The sequence below is a fragment of the Cupriavidus sp. 09_S30 genome, assembly GCF_056930435.1.
In genome coordinates this window covers 2,494,202-2,512,437 of the sequence record NZ_JBXOWI010000002.1, presented here as the reverse complement: position 1 = coordinate 2,512,437, position 18,236 = coordinate 2,494,202, and the positions used below count along the sequence as shown (strand labels likewise).

At 66.1% G+C, this 18,236-nt stretch carries 14 protein-coding genes; 3 read left to right on the top strand and 11 right to left on the bottom strand.

What is annotated here, in order from left to right:
- Positions 1-351: 351 nt before the first annotated feature.
- The 8 genes from AC1Z3O_RS31410 to AC1Z3O_RS31375 all read right to left on the bottom strand — a co-directional run bounded on the left by AC1Z3O_RS31410 (position 352) and on the right by AC1Z3O_RS31375 (position 11,728).
- Positions 352-1,743: an MFS transporter gene (locus AC1Z3O_RS31410; protein ID WP_483520677.1), complete on the bottom strand. Its 1,392-nt coding sequence runs from the start codon at positions 1,741-1,743 to the stop codon at positions 352-354.
- A 121-nt stretch (positions 1,744-1,864) separates the two neighbouring features.
- Positions 1,865-3,019 (bottom strand): MFS transporter, encoded by a 1,155-nt coding sequence (locus AC1Z3O_RS31405; protein ID WP_483522102.1) that lies wholly within the window; start codon positions 3,017-3,019, stop codon positions 1,865-1,867.
- A gap of 284 nt (positions 3,020-3,303) precedes the next feature.
- Entirely contained in the window at positions 3,304-4,662 is a 1,359-nt protein-coding gene (locus AC1Z3O_RS31400) for a cytochrome-c peroxidase (protein WP_483522101.1), read from the bottom strand.
- 23 nt (positions 4,663-4,685) lie between these two features.
- Complete coding sequence (locus AC1Z3O_RS31395) at positions 4,686-6,206, bottom strand: metallophosphoesterase family protein (RefSeq protein WP_483520675.1); 1,521 nt, start codon at positions 6,204-6,206, stop codon at positions 4,686-4,688.
- Between the two features lie 130 nt (positions 6,207-6,336).
- Positions 6,337-7,902 carry a M20 family peptidase gene (locus AC1Z3O_RS31390; protein WP_483522100.1) on the bottom strand — a complete coding sequence of 522 codons (1,566 nt, stop codon included), beginning with the start codon at positions 7,900-7,902 and terminating at the stop codon, positions 6,337-6,339.
- A 135-nt stretch (positions 7,903-8,037) separates the two neighbouring features.
- Entirely contained in the window at positions 8,038-8,769 is a 732-nt protein-coding gene (locus AC1Z3O_RS31385) for a TetR/AcrR family transcriptional regulator (protein WP_483520673.1), read from the bottom strand.
- Between the two features lie 94 nt (positions 8,770-8,863).
- Positions 8,864-10,339 (bottom strand): amidase, encoded by a 1,476-nt coding sequence (locus AC1Z3O_RS31380; protein ID WP_483520671.1) that lies wholly within the window; start codon positions 10,337-10,339, stop codon positions 8,864-8,866.
- Positions 10,340-10,420: 81 nt separating this feature from the next.
- Positions 10,421-11,728 carry an MFS transporter gene (locus AC1Z3O_RS31375; RefSeq protein ID WP_483520669.1) on the bottom strand — a complete coding sequence of 436 codons (1,308 nt, stop codon included), beginning with the start codon at positions 11,726-11,728 and terminating at the stop codon, positions 10,421-10,423.
- A gap of 372 nt (positions 11,729-12,100) precedes the next feature.
- Here AC1Z3O_RS31375 and AC1Z3O_RS31370 point away from each other — a divergent pair, with 372 nt between their 5' ends.
- The 3 genes from AC1Z3O_RS31370 to AC1Z3O_RS31360 are packed head-to-tail and all read left to right on the top strand — an operon-like array spanning position 12,101 to position 15,276.
- The gene (locus AC1Z3O_RS31370) at positions 12,101-12,583 is read left to right on the top strand and encodes a c-type cytochrome (protein WP_483520667.1); all 483 of its coding nucleotides are present in this window, start codon (positions 12,101-12,103) and stop codon (positions 12,581-12,583) included.
- Positions 12,576-14,000, top strand: coding sequence for a D-arabinono-1,4-lactone oxidase (locus AC1Z3O_RS31365; RefSeq protein ID WP_483520665.1), 1,425 nt, complete (start codon positions 12,576-12,578; stop codon positions 13,998-14,000). The genes AC1Z3O_RS31370 and AC1Z3O_RS31365 overlap by 8 nt, the downstream gene beginning before the upstream one ends.
- Positions 13,993-15,276, top strand: a complete 1,284-nt coding sequence (locus AC1Z3O_RS31360; RefSeq protein ID WP_483520663.1) for an alanine racemase — start codon at positions 13,993-13,995, stop codon at positions 15,274-15,276. The genes AC1Z3O_RS31365 and AC1Z3O_RS31360 overlap by 8 nt, the downstream gene beginning before the upstream one ends.
- Before the next feature lie 98 nt (positions 15,277-15,374).
- Here AC1Z3O_RS31360 and AC1Z3O_RS31355 read toward each other — a convergent pair whose 3' ends face one another.
- The 3 genes from AC1Z3O_RS31355 to fliQ all read right to left on the bottom strand — a co-directional run bounded on the left by AC1Z3O_RS31355 (position 15,375) and on the right by fliQ (position 18,201).
- A complete protein-coding gene (locus AC1Z3O_RS31355; RefSeq protein WP_483520661.1) occupies positions 15,375-17,027 on the bottom strand; it encodes a hypothetical protein in 1,653 nt (550 codons plus the stop codon).
- Between the two features lie 109 nt (positions 17,028-17,136).
- Positions 17,137-17,922, bottom strand: coding sequence for a flagellar biosynthetic protein FliR (gene fliR / locus AC1Z3O_RS31350; protein ID WP_483520659.1), 786 nt, complete (start codon positions 17,920-17,922; stop codon positions 17,137-17,139).
- A gap of 9 nt (positions 17,923-17,931) precedes the next feature.
- On the bottom strand, positions 17,932-18,201 hold the full coding sequence (fliQ, locus tag AC1Z3O_RS31345) for a flagellar biosynthesis protein FliQ (protein ID WP_483520657.1): 270 nt from the start codon (positions 18,199-18,201) through the stop codon (positions 17,932-17,934).
- Positions 18,202-18,236: the final 35 nt, after the last annotated feature.

Sequence of the window (18,236 nt, the reverse complement as noted above, 5' to 3'; positions counted from 1 at the left end):
TAGGACGGATGGCTTCGATTCTGTGCCGACGTGCTGGATAAAACCGACGGCTTCGTTTCCGTGCCAACGTGCTGGATAAAACCGACGGCTTTGTTGTTTGTGGCGCCTTGCTAGACCACCCCTCTCCCCAACCCTCTCCCCATGAGGGGAGAGGGAGCCAAGACACTATGCTTGGCGATTGGTGTTGGCGCATCCTGTCGGCTTCGGCAAGCGCGATGGAATTGGCGCTGCGCTGGTTTGCTCCCCTCTCCCGCTTGCGGGAGAGGGGCCGGGGGAGAGGGCGGGCGCTTGCAATTTCGCCAAGCTGCGCGCCGCGCAAGCGCGGTATTCCGTCGCCGCAGGCCTCCCCGCTCAGGCGTCCGGTTCGGCCGCAGCGTGGCCGCTTGGCGCGGCATTGCCGTCGCGCAGTCGGCTCAGGCTGACCACCGCGCCCAGCGTTGCCACCGAGGCTGCCGTGAACAACGCCATGCGCGCCGCGCCGCTGCGGTCCAGGCTGAACAGCAGGGCCACCACGGCGGTGCCGGTGGTCTGGCCCAGCAGCCGCGTGGTGGCCTGCGCGCCGCTGGCGCCGCCGCTGCGCTCGCGCGGCGTGGCGCCGATCATGGCGCGGTTGTTGGGCGACTGGAACAGCCCGAAGCCCAGCCCGCACATGGCCATGCGCCACATCACCTCCGCATTGCCCGCGCCCTTGTCGAGCAGCGCCAGGCTGAGCAGGCCGCCGGCAAGCAGGCCGAGGCCGCTGCCCGCCAGGATGCTGGCCGGGTAGCGGTCGGACAGGCGCCCGGAGAGGGGCGCCATCAGCGCCACCATCAGCGGCCACGGGGTGATCAGCAGCCCGGTCTCCTGCAGCGAGCGCCCAAGCTGGTACTCCAGGTAGAAGGGCATCGCCACGAAGGACAGCATCTGCGTCATGAAGGAGCAGAAGGAGGTGCCCACCGCCAGCGTGAAGGCGCGGCTTTTGAACAGATCCACCGGCACCAGCGGCGCGGCCTGCCCGCGTTGGCGGCGCACCAGCACCCAGCCAAGTGCGAGCGCGGCGGCCAGCCCGACCGCCCCGGCCTGGCGCAGTGCCTCGTGGCCGAGGCCGTCCACACCCAGGATGAACAGCCCGAAGACCACCGCCGACAGCGCGGCACTGGGATAGTCGAACTCGCGCGGCTGCGGTGGCGTGGCTGGCAGCGAGCGCCGGCTCAGTGTCAGCGCCAGCAGGGCCACCGGCAGGTTGACGGCGAACAGCCACGGCCAACTGGCCACCGACAGGATCACCGCGCCCAGCGAAGGGCCCACGGCCGTGGTGATGCCCACTACCAGCGCATTGAAGCCGATGCCGCGCCCCAGCCGGTTGGGCGGGTAGATGTAGCGCACCAGCGCGGTGTTGACGCTCATGATGCCGGCGCCGCCCACGCCCTGGAGCACGCGTGCGGCCACCAGCATGGGCAGGTTCACGGACAGCGCGCACAGCAGCGACGCCAGCAGGAAGATGGTGAGGCCCGCGCGGTAGACGCGCTTGTAGCCCAGGATGTCGCCCAGCGATGACAGCGGCAGCAGGCAGACCGTGACCGCGAGCTGGTAGCCGTTGACCACCCAGATGGTGCGCGACGGGTCGGCGCCCAGCTCGCGCGAGATCGAGGGCAGGGCGATATTGGCAATGGAGCCGTCCAGCACGGCAAGGATCAGGCCGCTGAAAACGGTCAGGACGGCCCAGGCGCGCTGGGGATGGGGAAGGCCTTGATGTGACTGCATGGGACGGGTGACGGCGGAGGCGGGCGCTGCGGGCCGCGGCCGGCAGCGCCCGTCATTATCTGACTGTGTGGTGCTGCCCGCAAACCGGGAAGTTGTATCGGTGCATTTCGCGCGGTCCGGCTCAGGTGGGCACGGCGCGCGGCGGCCCCGAGCGGGTGGCCAGGGCGAAGATGATCTGGGCCACGCCGGCGGTCAGGCCCATGGCCACGCCTGCCTGCCAGGCCACGGTGTACGAGCCCAGCGCGTCATAGACCAGCCCGCCGCCGAAGGCACCTACGAAGCTGCCGATCTGGTGGCTGAAGAAGGCCACGCCGCCGAGCATGGCCTGCCAGCGCAGGCCGAAGGTCTCGGCGATCCAGCCCGACACCAGCGGCGCCACGCCCAGCCAGAGAAAGCCCATGAGGGCCGCGAACACCAATGTGCTGCCGGGGGTGGGCGCCGAGGAGAAATACCACGTCAGCACCAGCGAGCGGGTCGTGTAGATGCCACCCAGCAGCAACAGCTTGTTGTAGCGTCCACCGGCCCAGCCGAAGAACAGGCTGCCCAGCACATTGAAGCCACCGATCATGCCCAGCGCCTGCGCGCTGAGCATCGGGTCCATGCCGCACACGTCCAGGTAAGTCGGCAGGTGCGTGGTCAGGAAGACCAATTGCATGCCACACACGAAGTAGGCCAGAGCCATCACCACGAAGGGTGCATGGCGCAGCGCCGAGCCCAACGCCTCACGCGCGCTCTGCTCGGGGCCTGCGGCGAGGGTCGGCAGCGGCAGCTTGTCGACCCGTCCCGCGAACCAGGCCGCGGGCAGCATCACCAGCGCCAGCACGATGAAGGCCGCCAGGCCGGCGCGCCAGCCGTGGGCCTGGCTCACCACCTGGCCGATCGGCGCGGCGATCAGCGCGCCCAGCGAGCCGGCGCCCGACACCAGTCCCAGCACCGTGCTGCGCAGCGCAGCCGGTACCGGCCGCGCCGCCACGGCCAGCGAAATCGCGCTGCCGGTGCAGGCCATGGCCGCCCCGATCGCCACGCCGGCACCCAGCGTGACGCCGATGAGGTCGTGCGCGGTGGCCAGAAGGACCAGTCCGGCCAAATAGAGCAGTGCGCCTCCCATCATCAGGCGGCGGAAGCCCAGGCGCCCGGCCCAGGCCCCGGCCAGCGGCTGCAGCAGGCCCCAGGTCAGGTTCTGTACGGCGATGGCGATGGTGAAGTCGGAAACCGAGATGCCGATGTCGCGGGTGAGCGGCGGCATGAAGATGCCCAGGCTCTGGCGCAGGCCCATCGCCAGGCTGAGCAAGGCCGAGACACCGAGCAGGATGGGGAGAGCAGGACGCAGGACGGAGAGGCGGGGTGGCACGGTGCAATGTCTCTATTGTTATTGTTTGTCTTTGTTGTTGACGCACGGCTGCCGGCCCTGTCCAGTCGGCTCCGGCAGGCAGATCCGCCGGTCGAGCGTAAGTCCGGAAGGAAGCCGCTGTCAACGCAGGCCACTGCGTTCCTGGGCGATCGGCGCGCATGAGTTCTGCATGGCAGCACGCTACGAGGCGTTGACGCAGCGTGGCCTGCCTATGGCTGGTGTATCAGCGTGCCTGCTGTGGCCTTCGTCGCGGCGCCCGCGGCGGGAGCGAGGGGCGGCATCGCGCCGACGTAAGGCGCATCCGTCAGCGTGCGCAGGAAGGCGACGATGTCGTCGATGTCCTGCTCGGACAGCGCCGCCGGCATGCCGGGCCGGCGGTTCATCGGCATCGAGTTGACGTTGACGTTGCCGCGGTACGCCGCCGGAACGTCGTCGAAGGTGTCTGCGCCGTGGTACCAATGGCGCGGGTCGGTCGAGCGCGTATTGTAGAAAGCGACGGCGTCGCGCAAGGAAGCGAAGACCGCGTTGTGCATGAAGCGCTGGCGCACCGCCACGTTGCGCAAGCCGGGCGTGCGCAGGTAGCCGCACCATTGTCCGGGCTCGGGCCAGCGTAGCTTGCGTGCAGTGTCACACAGGCCAAGGTCGAAATGGCGCGGATCGCGGTTGGCCGGCAGCGCGCGGTTGCGCGGCACGGCGATGGCGTCATAGCCGAAATCGGTGAACAGTGAGCGCTCGGGGCGCTGCGCGGTGTCCGACAAGGTGTGGCAGCTCATGCAGTTGCCTTTGTCTGGACTCTTGAACAGCGCCAGGCCGCGCGCCTCCTGTGCGCTCAGCGGCGTGCGGCGGCGCAGGTAGTCGTCGAAGCGCGAACTGAAGGGCGCCATTTCGTCGCTCTGCAGATAGGCCTGCAGCGCTTCGCCCAGCGCGGCTACCATGCGTTCGGGGTCGCGCCGCACGGCAGGCCCGAAGCGCGCCGCCAGCGCCGGCGCCAGCTCGGTCGCATTGACCTTGCGCAGCAGGCTGGCGGGCGTGGCGTTGTTCATCTCGTTGGGGTCGAACAGCGGGCCGCGTGCCTGCTCGGCGAGCGTGTCGGCGCGGCCGTCGATGAACAGTCCGCCGAACGGCGCGGGCTGAAGCGCATCGTCATCCTGGTAGAAGTAGCGGCGCGGCACGTAGCGCACGTAAAGCAGCGAGGGCGCGTTGCGCAGGCTGAAGCGCCCCGGCCGGCTGCCCTGCGGCACGCCGGGTCCGCGCAGCGCGGCCGGCGTCAGCGTGGGCGAGAACGCGCGCGCAGGGTCGTGGCAGCCGGCGCAGCTCTGGCCGCGCGGCTCGGACAGGCGAGAGTCGAAGAAGATGCGGCGGCCCAGCGCGGCCAGTTCCGCATCGGGCCGGAACATGGCCGTGGCCGGGTCCACCTTGGATGCCACCTGTGGCGTCTGCGTGCCGATGACGGCCACCACGCGAGAGGGCGGCGCGCCCGGCAGCAGCGTGGTGGTGGCCGGCGCGGGCGCGGCTGCCGCCCCGGCGCTTGCCGCGGGCGGCACGGACGGTGCGCACAGCGCCAGCATCGGCGCCAGCAGCCCCGCCGCGATCAGGGCGTGAGGAAGCCGCTCTTGTCGCATGCCAGCGTGTTGCCGGTCTGCGTGCAGGTGGCGAGCACCTTGCCGGCAATGGTGTACGCCTTGTAGGTCCAGCCGGTGGCCGGCGCCGCGCGGCGCTCCATCATCACGAAACCGAAGCTGTTGTGATGGGTGATGCCGTTGATCACCGTGCCCGGTGCCGGCACCATGTTGGCCGGCAGCGGGTCGGGCAGCGCCACGTCCAGGTTGTCGCCGCCGTTGCCGGAGACGATGGCGGCCGGATGGTTGGAGGAGAAGTTGATGGCCTGGAAGTCATGCACGTGGCCGTGCAGCGCGACCTGCACGCCGGGCGGGTAGTAGGCCTGGGCGTTCAGGTCCTGCATTACGGATTGCAGCGCCAGGTTGCCGGGTGCCGGCGCGCTGCCTGCGATCGGGGCGAAGGCCAGGATCGGATGGTGGTTGGTGAACATCGTGGTGCTGATGCCCGGCTTGGCGGCGAGCGCGGCCACCGTCTGGAACTGCTTGCGGTAGATCTGGAACTGCGCGTCGGTCGTCTTCAGCGCGGACTTGCTCACCTTGGCCGTATCGAACACGACAACCTGAGAGCCGGTGCCCAGCGGTACGGCGTAGGGCTCGGAATAGTTGGCGATGTTGTCGTTGGCCGGGTCGTTGCAGGAGTTGGCCTCCGCGTAGGGGCGCGTATCGAGGAAGCGGTACCAGCCCTGGCCGGCCCGTGCGCATTCCTCGTGATTGCCGCGCACCATGATCCAGGGCGCCTTGGCCAGCAGCGGGCGTGCCGGCTGGAACAGGTCGGCCTGCCAGGTGTCCCAGCCGTAGCCCCAGGGGCTGCCCTTGCAGCCCGCGATATCGTCCGGGCAGGCGTTCTCGCGATAGTGGTAGTCGCCGATATGCAGCACCAGGTCGGGATTCAAGCCCGCGGCGGTGGTGGCGAGGGCGGCGAAGGGCCAGGCGTTGCCGTCCGCGCAGGCCTGGTAGGCGTTGTCAGCCTTCTTCAGGCGGCAACCTGTATCGGCGAGCACCAGGATGCGCTGCGGCTCAGCCTTGGGCAGCGGCAGCGATTGCCCGGCCACGCTGGCCTGGGCGGCGCCGGCTGGCAGCTTGGCCTCGCAGACATTGACCGGGAAGGCCGACGCCTTCGAGTCGGCCGGGTCGCTGGCCGTCGGGCGCAGGGGCACGCTGCCGGCCGCCACGCGCAGCGACATGCGGCTTTGCTTGCCGTCGACGCTCAGCAGCGGGCAGGACGCGTTCGGGTCGGCGCTGCCGGAAGCGGGCGCCGGCGCGCTGTAGCTGGTGACCACGCGGGCGGTCGCCTGGTTGTTCTCGCCGACCACTACCCAGGCGGACTGGATGTTGACGGCGGCGCTGGCGGCATCCGCCGGCTGCTGGGGATTGGTGGGGGGCGAGGCGGGCGTATCGCCGGGCGGGTTGTCGGTGCCGCAGCCATGCAGGATACCTGCGGTGGTCAGCGCGGCGAGTACGGCCAGCAGGCCGCCTTTTTCTTGTTTGCGCATGGGGTTCCTCCCTGATCGGAGCCCGCAAGGTATCCCACGACTGTGTAAGGGATATGACGGATTGTTTGCAGGGGCGATCAGGCAAGGCCATGCGGCCGGGGGAAGCCGGGCAGCGACGTCTGATCCTGCGTCAGGCTTGCGCCCCCGCCGCCTGGTGGATCAGCCGGTGGTAGAAGCGGATCAACCCGACCAGGTTCGCCTCTGTCATGCGCTCGTTGGTGCCATGAAAGCGCGGAATGTCTTCCGGCTTGGTCCGCACAGGTGAGAAGCGGTACACGTGGTCGCTCAGGCCAACCATATAGCGAGAATCGGTTGCCCCCACCATCAGCCCTGGCGCCACCACGGTTCCGGGAAACAGCTCACGCACCGTCTTGTTGATCAACTGATAAGACGCCGCTTGTGTGGGCGACACCGGCGACGCCTCGCTCATGCCGGGTAGCACAGTTAAATCAAAATGCCCTTTGGGCGCGGCAGCCTTGGTGGCGTCTTCGACATGGGCCATCACGGCAGACGCGCTGTCGCCGGGCAGCAGACGGAAATTGACCGTCGCCTCCGCACGGCCGGGCAGCACGTTGTCCTTGTTGCCTGCCTGGAAGATGGTCAGCGCGGTGGTCGTCTGCAGCATGGCATTGGAACTGGCCGAGGCCGCCAGCTTCTTCTCCAGCAGCGGCCCGAACAGCCACAGGTTGGACAGCGCCACACGGTTGAAGCCGTCCATTTCCGGCGCCAGCGTTTCGAACATCTCTCGCGGCACGCCGCGAATGCCAGCGGGGAATTGCTCGTCATCCAGATGCTTGAGCGCGGCGCTCATCATGGCGATGGCGCTCTCGCCGGGATGCGAGGGGGGCATGGAAGAATGGCCAGGCGTCGCGCGAAGCTTCAACGCCACTGACAGAAAGCCCTTTTCGGCAACGCCGATCAGCGCGGCCGGCTTGGTTAGCCCCGGCACCACGCCTTCGGTGATCAGCAGCCCTTCATCAATCACGAATTCGAGATGCTCGCCGCGCGACTGCAGCAGCGCGGCGATCTTCTTGGCGCCGCGTTCGCCGCCCACCTCTTCGTCGGCACCAAAGGCGAAGTGAATGGTGCGGCGTGGCTGGAAGCCGCCCGCTGCCAGCAGTTCAGCCGCCTCCATCTGGGCGATCAGATTGCCTTTGTCGTCCCACGCGCCGCGGCCCCAGACCATGCCGTCCTTGACCACACCGGCGAACGGAGGCTCGGTCCAGTCCCCTTCCGTGCCGGGCGCGATGGGCACCACATCCTGGTGCGCCATCAGCAGGATCGGCTGCAGCGACGGGTCGGAACCCTTCCACGTATAAAGCAGGGCAAAGTCGCCCACCTGTTCGCGCTGCATGACGGCATGGGCTTTGGGGTAGCGCGCCGCCAGCATCGCATGTAGTTGGCGAAACTGGTCGGCATTCTGCTGGGCGTCGGTTGCGCTGGATACCGTGCGGGCGCGGATGGCCTCACCCAGATGCGCTGCCGCTGCGGCACCATCCACGGCCAGCAGCGGAGCGGGCGGCACCTCAAGCTGTCGGGAGTTCTGGCGCCACGTGTTGAAAGCCACGCAGGCGACCAGCACGACAACCGCGGCGAGCAGCACTAGCAAGATGCGTCCGATGGCCCGCCACGTTGTTGCGCCACGGCTGTTGATGGCTGTATTCATTAGATGTCTCCTCCCTTTGTAATTTGACAGACGTGACGGGGCGCTGGGCAACGGAACGGCCGAGTCCTGCGCGGTCTGTTCATGCAAAATGCTTGGTCTGGCGCGGGCACAATTCGCTCGCCGCTGGCGCGCACCTTCAACCTGCGCGACGCTTGAGCGGGCCGCCTAGCCGGCCGATACCGGTGGTGACAGGATCGCCTTGACCGCGGCAGCGTGACGCTTTCCCGGCCACTTTGCGAGGATGCCGAGCAGCAGCGAATCGATCAAATGATGCGCGTGGGTATCGGCGCCCGCCCTCGGGATCCATGGATCATCTCCAGAGGTAATGCGCAACGAAGTCATCCCGTGGGCGCCCTCCCAAAGCACCTGTGTGATGGTGTGCAGATCTTGTGGCGCCGCCGCAACGAATCCTTCATCCACCAGCCCCGAAACCAAGCCATAGACGAACTGGTAAGGGTCCATCTTGGGGTTGCCGAACTCGAGTGTGGAGGACTCGACCGGTGCAGGCGGGCGCGGCTCCATGAACACCAGTTCGTACTGCCGTGGATTCTTCAAACCGAACTCGATATAGGCCAGCCAAGCCAGCTTCGTTTTCTCGAGGATCGTGGTGCCTTGCGCTGTGGCCTGCTCCATGGCGCGATTGAGCCTGAGGAGGTCGTCATCCATGGCCTGCGCAATCAACGTGGCCTTGTCATTGAAGATGGAATAGACGATCGTCGTGGAAAACCCAGCCTCTTCCGCGACCTTGCGCATCGATATGGCGTGCGCGCCTCCCTGAAGCACGCGCTTTCGGACAATTTTGAGTATCGCCTTTCTTCGCTGCTCGAGCTCGCGCTGCTTGCGCTCCTGTATCGGATCAGGGCGCACTTCGCGCCTTGCGCCAGTTGTCTTGCTCACCTCGTTGTTCCTCGTCCGTGATGGTGAAAAGCCTGATGCGCCGATGGCGCTCGATGTGAGCCCAATAGTACGATATTTGCCTTCTCCCCCCGCCTCATGCGAGCGCCCTCAACAAGGCTGGCGGCAATTCCTGCGGGAAGTTGCTCACTTGTTCGTAGGCGCGCGTCAGCTGCAGGAGCGAGAGGTCGCCACGCGGCCGGCCGATGATCTGCACGCCCATTGGCAATCCATCGGCATTGCGGCCCACTGGCAGGCTGATGACCGGGCACCCCGACAGCGTGCCGGGCGTTACGACCTCCATCCAGCGGTGGTAGCTGTCCATCTTGCGGCTGCCGATCGAATCAGGCCAGTGCTTGCTGATTTCAAAGGGGAAAACCTGGGCGCTCGGCAAAGCCAGGAAGTCATAAGTCTCGAACAGCTTCAGCGCCTGGTCATACCAGGCTGTGCGGTCCTGGACAGCCGTATTGAGCTGCTCGACCGACATCGCGTTGTAGCCTTCAATTTCCCACTGCAGTTCAGGTTTCATCAACGCACGCAGTCCTGGGTCACGGTAACTGGCTTCGAAATTGGTCCCGATCGCGAACTGGCGCAGTACGACGAATGCGCGCCAGACCCGCTCCCAATCGAAGTCCAAGCGCACCGACTCGACCTCGATGCCGGCAGGCTGCAGCAAGCCGAGCGCCGACTCGCACATGCTGAGGATGCCCGGCTCGAAGGGCAGGTGCCCCCCGAGATCGCCTAGACAGGCAATGCGCTGCCCCCCAAGGTCGGCATCCAATTGGTCATGCCAATCCGGCACCGCAGAATCGAGCGACAACGGCGCGCGCGCGTCGTATCCCGACTGGACCGCGAGCAGCAATGCCAGATCGCTTGCGCTGCGCGCCATCGGTCCCTCGGTGACCAGTTGGTTGAAGAAGGCATCGGTGCGCGGCCAACCCGGTACGCGGCCTTGCGAGGGACGCAGTCCGAGCACATTGTTAAAGGCAGCCGGATTGCGCAGCGAGCCCCCCATATCCCCGCCGTCCGCCACCGGCAGCATGCGCAGCGCCAGCGCCACAGCGGCGCCACCGCTGGAGCCGCCGGCGCTGCGGGCGGGGTCGAAGGCATTGCCCGTGGCGCCGAACAGCGGGTTGTAGGTGTGCGAGCCCAGCCCGAACTCCGGCGCATTGGTCTTGCCGATAAGGATTGCACCAGCAGCGCGCATCCGCTCGACCATGATGGCATCCACGTCCGGCACGTGGTCCTTGAACAGCGGGGAGCCGAACGTGGAGCGAATGCCCTTGGTCAGTGCGAGGTCCTTGATTGCCTGGGGCAGGCCATGCAGGGCGCCCACGGCTTCGCCTCGCGCAACCGCCGCGTCCGCCTTGTCCGCGTCGGCCAGCACCGCTTCCCGGGTGCGCATGGAGATGATCGCGTTGACACGCGGATTGTGCGCTTCAATCTGATCGAGAAAGGCCCCAACCACCTCGCGCGATGAAAGCTCGCGCTCCCTGATCTTGCTGGCAAGTTCGCGAGCGGAGAGCAGGCAAAGCTCCGGTGTCGTGGACGAAACGGTAGAGAATGGATTCATGAAATGGATTGGACGAGAACGGTGTGACGAACGAGGAGAGCGCAGCGCGCCGACGCCGGCTCAATACCTGCGGCGTGATGTTCAGTCCCGACCGGGATGACTCGGATACAGCGTCATCGCGACAAGGCTGATGGCGAGGGTTGCCATCAAATACCACGCGGGCGCGATCACGCTTCCCGTCTTGCCGATCAACCAGGTTGAGATCAAAGGCGAGAAGCCGCCAAACACGGTCACGCTCACACCGACGATGATCGACAGCCCGGTCGCTCGATGATGGCGTGACAGCCCTTCCATGATGAGGGCGAGGCCGGCGCCGGTACTGGCCGACAGGAACGTAACGGCGACCCCCACCGCCATGATCTTGAACGGCAGCCCAACGCCGGAGGAAAGCAGCAAGAAGGTCGGCAAGCTCCAGACCAGCGAAGAGATCACGGAAAAGTAGACGATCGGCTTGCGCGTGTCATACCTGTCTGCAAGGCGCCCGAACAACGGCGACATGATCAGGATGACCGCCCCAGACACACTCCCGACGAGCAGCGCGCTCGATGCCGGCAAGCGTAGCGAATGCACCAGGTACGTCGGCATGTAGAAGACATTGATGTAGATGCCGGCAGTTCCTCCCGCAAGCAGCAACGTGCCCAGGAGCATCTCGCGCCAATGCTGGCTGAAGAGCGCTGCAATGCTCGCCTTGGCTGCCTTTGTGTCGTAGCCATCATCGAGGTTGCGCCGGATATACATTCCGACGGGCGCGATCAGCAGCCCGATGAGAAATGGTATGCGCCAGCCCCAACCAAGCAGTTGCTCTGGCGTCAGCGACACAGACAGCCCGGCACCGATCAATGCACCGAACAGCGCAGCTCCACCTTGCGTCGCGGTCTGCCAACTGACGAAGTAGCACCGATTGTTCGTGGCTGCCGACTCCATCAGCAGAGCCGATGCCGCGCCGACTTCCCCGCCCGCAGCCAACCCTTGCAGCAAGCGGCCAAGCACGACCATGGTCGTGCCGAGAAGGCCGGCCGTCTGGTAGTCAGGCGCAAACGCGATCAAGGCAGTGCCGCCTGCCATGAGCCAGATGGTGAGAGTCAGCGCCACCTTGCGGCCCCGACTGTCGGCAAAATGTCCGATGCATACAGCGCCTAGCGGACGCATGAGGAAGCCCGCGCCAAAAATGGCGAAGGAAAGCATCAGCGATGACAGCGGGTTGTCGCTAGGGAAATACAGGCGGCCGATGGTCGCGGCAAACAGGCTGTAGATGGTGAAGTCGTACATCTCCAGGCCATTGCCTATGACCGCCGCTACCAGCGCGCGACGGCGTCGCGCGCGGCCGCCAACGTGCAGCGTTGCGTCATCCGTCGGCGGACGGATAGACGACGAGTGTGTTGCCTCCATGTTTCCCTCTTGATGTGGGGTTAGTGTCGATCAGGGGGGCTTGTCGATCCGGTATCCGGTTGGTCCCCGCCGCTGGGTGGAAGACGGCTGCATGTTGACGTTGGCACTTGCATGACTATCGCCTCGTGAAGCGTGCCTCGAACGCTCTGGATCGCCTCCCATTCCAATAAATATAACATCGTTATTTTTGAGTACAACGTTTTTCCTACGGGACTGACAACGATCGAGCTTTTGGATGCACCCGTTCGGGCGCAGCGCTCCTCATAGGGAAAGTGGCTTTAGGCGTATACCCGCAGTTCCCAACATCGGACACTTTGATATAACGGTGTATCCATAAATAACAGTGTTATCGAAACGCGAGCTGAGGAAGACATGTCTGCCCCCGTTTGTAGCAATTCCGTGCATGGCACCAGTGGCCTGCGCGCAGCGTCCATAGAGATCAGCACACATCGGGCCCGATGGATCGGCACAAGAAAGGCAGTGCGCTCGCTTGCCCTTCCGTGGCTCGCCGTGACGATTGCGCTGGCGGGATGCGGACAAGAAGCCCCGCACCAACCCGATGCCACGACGTTGCAGCGAGCTGAAGCGCTTCGGCCTGCAAATGCCGCGCTCTCGGCTCAGTACGAACGTTCCTGTTTCACCTGTCATGCAAATGCAGGCAGCGGTGCTCCACTGGCGGGCTCCCTGGTGCAATGGGAGCCACGCCTGCGCCAGGGGCTCGACACCTTGGTGCGCCATGCGCAGGAAGGCTACAAGTCGATGCCGGCAAAAGGACTATGCAGCGACTGCACCGACCCTGATATGCGCGCTCTGATCAGTTTTATGGCCTATGGGGACGATGCAAAACATGACTGACGCAAGAAAGCAGGCACGCGTGAGCCGAAGGGATGCCCTCAAGGTTGGTGCGAGCGCCGGTTTGGCGTTCGCGATTGCCGGACACACACGTGCGGCGCCAAATTCCGTGGTTACGGCGCAAGCGACAGGAGGCGCCAAAGCCCAGGCGTGGCGAAGCTGGTCCGGCATCAACTCCTGTGCGCCAGCCCGGATGGCAACGCCGGCGAGTGAGGCGGACCTGGCGGAACTACTGCACACGACAGGCGCCAAGGTCCGCTGTGTAGGCGCTGGACACTCCTTCAGCGGCCTGGTTCCGACAGACGGCACCTTGGTATCGCTTGATCGAATGTCCGGCCTGATCTCGGTGGATAAGGCCGCGAGCACCGCCACACTGCACGGCGGCACCCGGCTGGCCTTGCTGTCTCGGCAATTGGATCAGCAGGGCATGGCGCTGCGCAACCTGCCGGATATCGATTCGCAGTCCTTTGCCGGCGCGATAGCGACGGCAACGCACGGCACCGGCATCGCACTTCCCGCACTACACGCCGAGGTCGTCAATATTCGACTGATGACAGGCAACGGCAACGCCATCGAGTGCAGCACAAAAAATAACCGCGACCTCTTCGACGCCGCACGCGTATCACTCGGATCGCTGGGCATCGTGACGCAGGTGACGGTGCGCACCGTACCGGCTTACAACCTGCGTCGACAGGTCTTCCTGAAGCCGGTCGATGAATTGCTGGATGAAGCGCCTCGCCTCGCCCGGCAACATCGCAACTTCGAGTTCTATTACCTGCCGTTCACCGGCTACGCCGTCGGCATCGTTCACGACGTCTATAACGGCTCCGACCAGGTCTATCCACCGTCAGAGGACGAGAAGACCTTGAGCGATCTGCTCCGCTTACGCGACTGGCTCGGCAGCGTCCCGCAGCTTCGCCGATGGGTCGCGAGCAAGCTGATCGACACCGGAAAAACCGAGGTGTCCACGGGCAAATCCTGGAAGCTGCTTGCGAGTCAGCGGGCGACCCGGTTCAACGAAACAGAGTGCCACGTCCCGCGCGAGGTCGGTATTGATTGCGTACGCCAAGTCATCAAGACGCTGGAGAAGCGAAACGACGTGTTCTTTCCACTCGAATTTCGTTTCGTGAGCGCCGACGATTCTTGGCTGAGCCCGTTCTATCAGCGCGACAGCTGTTCCATCGCCGTACACGCCTTGCAAGGCGAACCCTATGACTACCTGTTGACCGAGATCGGGCCTGTCTTCCGCAAATACGAGGGCAGGCCCCATTGGGGGAAGCTCCACAATGTTCGGGCGACGCAGTTTGCTGCGCTCTATCCCCGCTGGAATGACTTTCTCGCATTGCGGCGCGAACTGGACCCGCATGAACGCATGCTCAATCCCTACCTGCAACAAATGTTTGGAGTTTCCCATGGTTAATATTCGGCGCCGGGGCATCCTTCTGTCTGCTGGCGGAGTCGCTGCACTTGCCGGCATCGCGGCACTACGTCCGCGCGACCAAGGTGGGCCGCACAGCCCCTACTTCTCCGCGATCTCGACCAATCTGGCGCGCGCGGGAATCGGCATGCCAGTCATGATCATCGATCACGACCGCATGCTGGCCAACGCGAAACGGGTGGTCAACAATATCAATGGCCGCATTGCGCTTCGCCTGGTTGCCAAGTCGCTGCCGTCACTGCCGCTGCTGGACGCGCTGATGGAAGCCACCGGAACGCAACGCCTGATGGTGTTCAACCTACCGTACCTGCTGACGATAGCGGAGCAGCGACCGCGCACCGACCTGCTTCTCGGCAAGCCTCTGCCTGTCTTGGCGGCCAAGACCTTCTACGAACGCTTCCGACCGAGCGGATTCGACCCATCGCGGCAATTGCAGTGGCTGGTAGATACGCCTGCGCGCCTTGTCGAGTATCGGGATCTCGCGCGCGCGCGGGGCGTACCGATCAAGGTGAATATCGAGATCGATGTCGGGCTGCATCGTGGTGGCGTTGCGGACGAGAAAACGATGGCGGAGATGCTGTCCATCATCGCTGGTGAGCCACTGTTGAAGTTTGGCGGGCTCATGGGTTACGACGCCCATGTGACCAAGATTCCAGATCTGCCGGGAGCGCGTGCAGGCGCCGAGCGCGACGCCAAGGCACTGTATGCGCGATATCGTGAGATTGCGCTTCGCACGCTCAAGCTCGCATCAGCTGACGGCTTGGTATTCAACGCCGCCGGTTCGCCGACATATCGGCTCCATGATGGAACGAGCGCCGCGAACGAGCTCTCGGTTGGCTCTGCAATGGTCAAGCCGAAGGACTTCGACACGCCGTTGCTGGAAGACCTGCTGCCGGCATCGTTCATCGCCACGCCGGTACTCAAATCCGGGCGCTTCCTGATGCCGGTCGGGGCAGAAGTCCTCGGCAAGGCCGTTGGAGCATGGGATGCCAACCAGCGGCATGGATACTTCATCTACGGCGGCAATTGGCTGGCCGATCCGGAATCCCCAGCAGGGCTGCGAGAAAGCGGCCTCTATGGAACCTCCTCCAACCAGCAGGTCCTGGTTGGTTCTGGCGCCCAGGGACTGAAACCGGACGACTACATCTTCCTGCGCCCACGGCAGAGTGAAGCCGTGCTGCAACAGTTCGGGGAACTAGCCATCTTGCGCAACGGGGAGTTGACGGATCGTTGGTCGGTACTGCCCGCGATGCCGTAGGCGTCCGTCGGGGCAACGGGCGAGTTGCCGTTCAGGCAACGCACTGCAATAGCAGGGCCTGCAAAACCATTGGGAGGCAGGGAGACAAACACAATGCATCAGGCCGGTGCGTTCCGCCTGCCCGTTGCACTGCGCCCCGCGTCGGCGGCGGCCCGCAGCGCGGCGGGGAAGGCGCGCACCTGCGCGGCGAAGAAGCGCCGTTCGGCCGGGCGCAGCGTCGTCATCTGCCGGCCCAGGCGCTCCATGGCGCGGTAGGCGGCGGCACTGTCGCCTTCCTCCTGTGTCAGGTGCCAGGCCGATTCCAGCAACAGGTTGGCCAGTTGCAGCGTGCCGATGCGGGCATGGCCACTGTCGTGCTCCTCGATGGCAAAGGCCGCCACCGAGGACCAGCGCACAAAGCCCTTGGCCGGCGCCAGTGGCGCGTGGAAGGGGCGCAGCGCGTCGATGGCCTCGGCCACCCGCAGCGGCTGCTGCGCACGGAAGGCGGCCACGCTGCCGTCGCGCGGAGCGCAGTTGCCGCGGGCCACGCGCAGCAGGAAGATGGTGTTCCAGGCCGAACCGCCGCCCACGCCGAAGCGGTCGCAGATCCATTCCGACAGGCCGAGCCAGCGCATCGCCTGGCATTGCACGGCGGCCAGCGCCAGCTCGCGCTTGCCATCGATCAGCCCGTGCTGCCAGAAGAGCCACAGGCACCAGCCGATGTTGGCGGCGGCGTGCTGGGCGGCCTCCACCGAATCCGCCTCGTAGGCAGCCTGCAGCGCACCGGAGAAGTCGGTCAGCGCGGCGTGCGCGGCCTTGCTGCCGTGCGCCTTGCCGGCGCCATCCAGCGTGGCGTCGATGGCGGCGCCCTTGTGCAGCAGCGCGCCGAGATTCAGGTATTCGAAACGCACGCGCGGGTTGTAGCGCAGCACCGGGCGCAGTGTGCGGGCCGCTGCAAGGCGGTCCAGCTCCGCGCGCGCCGCGGCCATGTCGCCACGCGCATAGCGTTCCCAGCCTCGCACGACATGTGCCATGGCGGAGAAAGTCGGCAGCGCGCTGCTGAGGCCGCCGCCGATGACGATACGGTCGAAGCGGCGCAGCGCGGCGCGGCTGCGGTCGAGTTCATCGTTGCGGCGCCAGGCCAGGCTTTCCTTGAGCAGCGCCAGGGCATGCTGGAAATCGTCGCCAGCGCTGCGGCGCGCCGCGGCGAAGGCCGCGCCCATGTCGCCCTCGTGCGCGCCCGCGGCGCCCAGATGCATGCCCCGCATGGCATGGGTCAGGTGGTTCCAGTAGGCCAGATCGCCAAGCGCGTAGCCGAGGCCTGGCTGCTCCGGCGGCGAGCCGGGGCCGGGCGCGTCCTCCTGCGGCCGGGTCGGCGCCAGCGCGAGAAAGCGCGCCAACCCAACGCGCCCGGCGCGCTTGCCGTCCAGCACGAAGGCGAGGCGGCGGGCAGCGCCCGGGGCCAGCCAGAAGGGGCCTTGGCTGCGCCGCGCCGGATCCAGCCGCTGCGGCGCCACGCCCCGTTCGATGCCCCAGCCGACCGGCACCTGCCAGCGGCGGAAATCGGCGAAGGCGCGCGAAACCAGCATGCGGATGTCGGCCGCACGCGGGAAGCGGGCCCGCACCGTAGCGGCCGTCACGCCATCCTCGCCCGCAAGCAGGGCGTAGCGCAGGCGTGCCAGCAGCCACACCGACTGGTGGCGGGCGGGCATGCCGTCCACGCGGTACGGTGGCGACAGGTCGACGATCAGCGGTGGCTGGGGTGGGGACATCGGGCGGCAGGGCGGTGTCTCGGCGCGGCACGGGCGACATGCCGCAGGTGCCGGGAGCCCCGCATATTACGGCATCGTGGCAGCCGGGCCGGCACACCGCGCAGCGGCGTCAGCGCCCCAATTGCGCCAGTACAGCATTCAGCGATGCCAACGCGGTCTCGATCAGGTGGACCATGTAGGTGCCCATCTGGGGCATGACCAGCGACATCACCAGCAAGCCGCCGGCCAGCGTGACCGGGAAGCCCACGGCGAAGATCGAGAGCTGGGGCGAGGCGCGGTTGAGGATGCCCATTGCCAGGTTCAGCGTCAGCAGCGCGGCGATCAGCGGCAGTGCCAGCAGCAGTCCGGAGGAGAAGATCGTGCCGCCGGCGCGTGCCACCGTCATCCAGCCATGGCCCGACATCGGCGTGGCGCCGATCGGCAGGCTGTTGAAGCTGTCCACCAAGGTGGCCAGCATCACCAGGTGCCCGTCCATGGTCAGGAACATCAGCATCGCGACCACGTTCAGGAAGCGGCCCAGCACCATGGTCTGTCCGCCGGCGCTGCGGTCGAAGAAGGACGCGAAGGACAGGCCCATCTGCAGGCCGATGACCTCGCCGGCTGCTTGCACCGCGGAGAAGACCATGCGCATGGTGAAGCCGGTGGCCACGCCGATGCCGACCTCGTTGAGGATGATCAGCAGGCCGTCATAGGAGTAGACCGGCACCACCGGCACTTCGCCGATGGCCGGTGCGATCACGGCGGCCAGCACGGCCGCCAGCCCGACCTTCACGCGGCGGGGGATGGCGGCCTCGCTGAACAGCGGGGCAGTGCCGAAGAGGCCCAGCAGGCGGAACAGGGGCCACAGGAAGGTCGCGATCCAGTCGTAGAGCTGGACCGTGGTAACGCTCAGCACCGGGCAGCGTCAGTGTGCCAGGGCCGGAATGCCCTGGAAGACCTGGCGCATGTAGTCGACGAAGGTATTGATCATCCAGGGGCCGGCCAGCACCATCATGCCGAACAGGGCCACCAGCTTGGGAATGAACGACAGGGTCATTTCGTTGATCTGCGTGGCAGCCTGGAACAGGCTGACCACGAGCCCTGCGGCCAGCGCGACCAGCAGCAGCGGGGCGGCCAGCAGCAGCGTCATCTTCATCGCCTGGGTGGCGATGGTCATCACGGTTTCGGGTGTCATCTCGGAAACGGGGGGCGCGCGAGGGCGGGGCCGCT

Bases quoted from the DNA above. Each gene is read 5' to 3' on its own strand.
- AC1Z3O_RS31410 (WP_483520677.1), bottom strand. From the start codon at position 1,743: ATGCAGTCACATCAAGGCCTTCCCCATCCCCAGCGCGCCTGGGCCGTC.
- AC1Z3O_RS31405 (WP_483522102.1), bottom strand. From the start codon at position 3,019: ATGGGCCTGCGCCAGAGCCTGGGCATCTTCATGCCGCCGCTCACCCGC.
- AC1Z3O_RS31400 (WP_483522101.1), bottom strand. From the start codon at position 4,662: ATGCTGGCGCTGTGCGCACCGTCCGTGCCGCCCGCGGCAAGCGCCGGG.
- AC1Z3O_RS31395 (WP_483520675.1), bottom strand. From the start codon at position 6,206: ATGCGCAAACAAGAAAAAGGCGGCCTGCTGGCCGTACTCGCCGCGCTG.
- AC1Z3O_RS31380 (WP_483520671.1), bottom strand. From the start codon at position 10,339: ATGAATCCATTCTCTACCGTTTCGTCCACGACACCGGAGCTTTGCCTG.
- AC1Z3O_RS31375 (WP_483520669.1), bottom strand. From the start codon at position 11,728: ATGGAGGCAACACACTCGTCGTCTATCCGTCCGCCGACGGATGACGCA.
- AC1Z3O_RS31370 (WP_483520667.1), top strand. From the start codon at position 12,101: ATGTCTGCCCCCGTTTGTAGCAATTCCGTGCATGGCACCAGTGGCCTG.
- AC1Z3O_RS31365 (WP_483520665.1), top strand. From the start codon at position 12,576: ATGACTGACGCAAGAAAGCAGGCACGCGTGAGCCGAAGGGATGCCCTC.
- AC1Z3O_RS31360 (WP_483520663.1), top strand. From the start codon at position 13,993: ATGGTTAATATTCGGCGCCGGGGCATCCTTCTGTCTGCTGGCGGAGTC.
- AC1Z3O_RS31355 (WP_483520661.1), bottom strand. From the start codon at position 17,027: ATGTCCCCACCCCAGCCACCGCTGATCGTCGACCTGTCGCCACCGTAC.
- fliQ (WP_483520657.1), bottom strand. From the start codon at position 18,201: ATGACACCCGAAACCGTGATGACCATCGCCACCCAGGCGATGAAGATG.